We start from the raw sequence: 2,601 nt of genomic DNA on the forward strand, positions 1-2,601 counted from the left end.
ACCCGCTGCCGTGTCGTGATCGCCGCGTCCGCCGCCTCCGGGGCCTGCCCCGCCAACGCCACGAACCGGTCCGGCGCCTGGGCGATCAGCCGCCACAGGAAGGGGGCGTGGTCGGCGATCCCCAGGAGGAGCGCGCGCATCGGCGGCGTGACGAACCCCGGCGGAAAGGCGGGCTCGACGTCGCCGAGGCGCGCGGCGGCCGCGTCTTCATCCTGCAGGACCGGCGCCGCCCGTAGGCGATCGTGCAACGAATCGAGGGCTGGCATGGGCGACCCGTCCGTGGCCGGAATGTCGAGGCCCGCGTGCCGGTCCTCCGATCGGCCGTCACGCTAGCCGATCGCGGTCGGCTTGGGGATGCGCGCGCCTCCCACAAGTGCCGTCGGGGGCCCTATTCCAGCAACTCGAGCGTGCGCAGCACCGCCATGCCGACACGTTCGGCATCGATCTCGCCGGCCTCCGTCCGGGGCAGGACCGCGACGGCCTCGAGGCGGTCGCCGACGAGCGGCCCGACGACGACTTTCAACACTTCTCCCGCCTGCGAGCCGGGATCGGCTACCAGGGCGACGACGTGGCCGGCCGCCTCGCCGTAGATCCGCAGCGGTTCGAGCGCGATCTCCTCGGGCACCTCGGCGTCGGGCTGCGGCGGGCGACCGAAAGTCGGGCGAATCACGTTGGTCATGCGCCGGGTCCTTTCGAATCGTCGTGGCCGTGTCTGTTAAACGAGGCTTGGGCGCTGGGTCATCGAACGGGCGGCCATCCCTCGCGGCTCGATGCCCTCCGCTCGCCGAGATGTCATCGCGGCGGCCCTCGCAGGACGCCCCATCGTGCTTGTGAGCGGATGCCGTCGCCGCTAAGAGGCGGACCCCGCGCAGAAAAAAGGCCGCCCCCAAAGGAGCGGCCCGAAGTCTAGGGAGGAAACGCCCAAGATGGGCAGCGGGACAGCGACGCCATCGCTATCCCGCAATGCACAAATAGCCCTTCGCGCCGCACCATGCAAGCCTCGGTCGGTCCGCTCGGACTACTGAGCGCGTCGGCAGGGCTTTTCTCGTCACGCGGTCGGACGAAGCCTCACGACCCGAGCTGCCGGTCGTGGTCGAGCTGCCGCATCAGTTCGGCCAAGCGCGGATCGAGCGCTTCGTCGATCACCGGCTCGTAGAGCGCCTGAAGGTGGCGCCCAAGGCGCTGGCGGGTCAACGCGTCGAGGGTCGGCGTCGCATCCGGCTTGGCGACGACGGGCTGGGCTTGGCGGTTCGTGTCGAGCATCGACATTACATTGGCGCCGGCGCCGACTTGGCAAGCATCTCCGGTCGAACCCCGTGTGCCGAATCGGCGACGGGCTGAGCCGGAAAACGGAACGGCGCGAACCGTGAGGTCCGCGCCGCGCCTTTCGTTGAATACGCTGATGCGTGATCGACCGTTTACCGGTCGCCGACGCCCGACAGGAGCTTCTCGATCTGCCCCAGGCCGCTCTCGCGAGCCTTCGCCTCGCTGGGCAGGCTCCGGTCGGAGCGCTGGGTCAGCTTGCCGTTCTTGCGGATGGCCCACTGGTAGGAGCCGCCGTCGGCCTTCGGGGGAATGATCTCCAGGGAGTACGGATGGATGTTCGTTGATGTCTCGCTCATGAGCCTATTATGCCACGGACGCGGTTCCAGTCCAAGTCCGGACTGAAACCGCGGATGCAGATGCCGCATCGGGCGCTCCGCGAAGCGAGTCCTCGGGCTGCGCGATCCTGGCGGCACGCGTGAAAATCGCGAGCTTGGATCGGCCTGCCGACCTACGGTGGCGCGCGGCGCGAACGCAGCATCGGCGGACGCCGATCTTGTCGAATGCCCGACCGATCGATGTTCGGCCGCACGGACTACCGGGCCTTCTCGTGCTCGCCGAGGCCGACGGCCTTGAAGTCGTAGGTCGGGAAGAATTCGGTGCGGTAGGCACCCCACGCGGTGTCCTCCAGCACGCGATTGATCTCGCGAAGACGGGTCGCGGGCAGGCGCAGCACCACGATCTGGCCGACGCCCATCACGACGTTCCACGACACCACCTCGATGCCGGGCGGCGGGAAGGCCTTGTAGAAGCCTTGCCGCGCCAGCTGCGCGTTCAGCTCGGCGAGCGGCTGCGACTGGTCGTGCTTCAGGAAGATCGTCAGCAGGATCGCGTCCTCCGGCGTCGCCGTCGCGGTGCCCGACGGGGGGGGCGAGACGGCCTGGGCGAACGCGCTCGGAGCACCCGAGAGCGCCATCGCCAGGGCCGCGAGCGGCCAGGCCGCACGAAGTGAACGCCGCATCGCATTCTCCTCCACCAGCCCGGCTCGTCCTTCGAGACGCCGCGTGGGCGAAACACCGTCTCGAAGCCTCGAACGCGGGACCGCGCTCGCGGGTCCGCACCCTGCCCGGATGAACCTCCGGCGTCTCCGCCCGTTGCCGTGCGCTTGCGCCGAATCGGTGCGACCGCCCCCGGACCTGGACAGACCGATGACCCGCACGACGCTCGCCCTCGCCTCCGCGCTCGGATTGATCCTGGCCGGTCCCGCCTCGGCGCAGATCGTGACGGGGGGCGCCGGCAACACCGGCGTCGCGCCCCCGCCCGGCACCGGGGGCGCGA

Annotated in this window: 5 protein-coding genes; all 5 read right to left on the minus strand. The window is 70.0% G+C overall.

Annotation, left to right across the window (positions count from 1 at the left end; all coding sequences use genetic code 11):
• Positions 1-266: hypothetical protein (locus FV222_RS22595; protein ID WP_147815693.1), on the minus strand; the 266-nt coding region annotated here is incomplete at its 3' end.
• Between the two features lie 122 nt (positions 267-388).
• Complete coding sequence (locus FV222_RS22600; protein ID WP_147815694.1) at positions 389-679, minus strand: hypothetical protein; 291 nt, start codon at positions 677-679, stop codon at positions 389-391.
• A 389-nt stretch (positions 680-1,068) separates the two neighbouring features.
• Positions 1,069-1,263 (minus strand): hypothetical protein, encoded by a 195-nt coding sequence (locus FV222_RS22605; RefSeq protein WP_147750934.1) that lies wholly within the window; start codon positions 1,261-1,263, stop codon positions 1,069-1,071.
• Positions 1,264-1,418: 155 nt separating this feature from the next.
• Positions 1,419-1,622, minus strand: coding sequence for a hypothetical protein (locus tag FV222_RS22610; protein ID WP_147750933.1), 204 nt, complete (start codon positions 1,620-1,622; stop codon positions 1,419-1,421).
• 236 nt (positions 1,623-1,858) lie between these two features.
• A complete protein-coding gene (locus FV222_RS22615; RefSeq protein WP_147815695.1) occupies positions 1,859-2,284 on the minus strand; it encodes a hypothetical protein in 426 nt (141 codons plus the stop codon).
• Positions 2,285-2,601: the final 317 nt, after the last annotated feature.

The sequence above is a fragment of the Methylobacterium sp. WL103 genome, from assembly GCF_008039885.1.
GTDB lineage: Bacteria > Pseudomonadota > Alphaproteobacteria > Rhizobiales > Beijerinckiaceae > Methylobacterium > Methylobacterium cerastii.

What these genes read in the sequence shown, in the direction of transcription:
- FV222_RS22600 (WP_147815694.1), bottom strand. Translation starts at nt 679, where the DNA reads ATGACCAACGTGATTCGCCCGACTTTCGGTCGCCCGCCGCAGCCCGAC.
- FV222_RS22605 (WP_147750934.1), bottom strand. Translation starts at nt 1,263, where the DNA reads ATGCTCGACACGAACCGCCAAGCCCAGCCCGTCGTCGCCAAGCCGGAT.
- FV222_RS22610 (WP_147750933.1), bottom strand. Translation starts at nt 1,622, where the DNA reads ATGAGCGAGACATCAACGAACATCCATCCGTACTCCCTGGAGATCATT.
- FV222_RS22615 (WP_147815695.1), bottom strand. Translation starts at nt 2,284, where the DNA reads ATGCGGCGTTCACTTCGTGCGGCCTGGCCGCTCGCGGCCCTGGCGATG.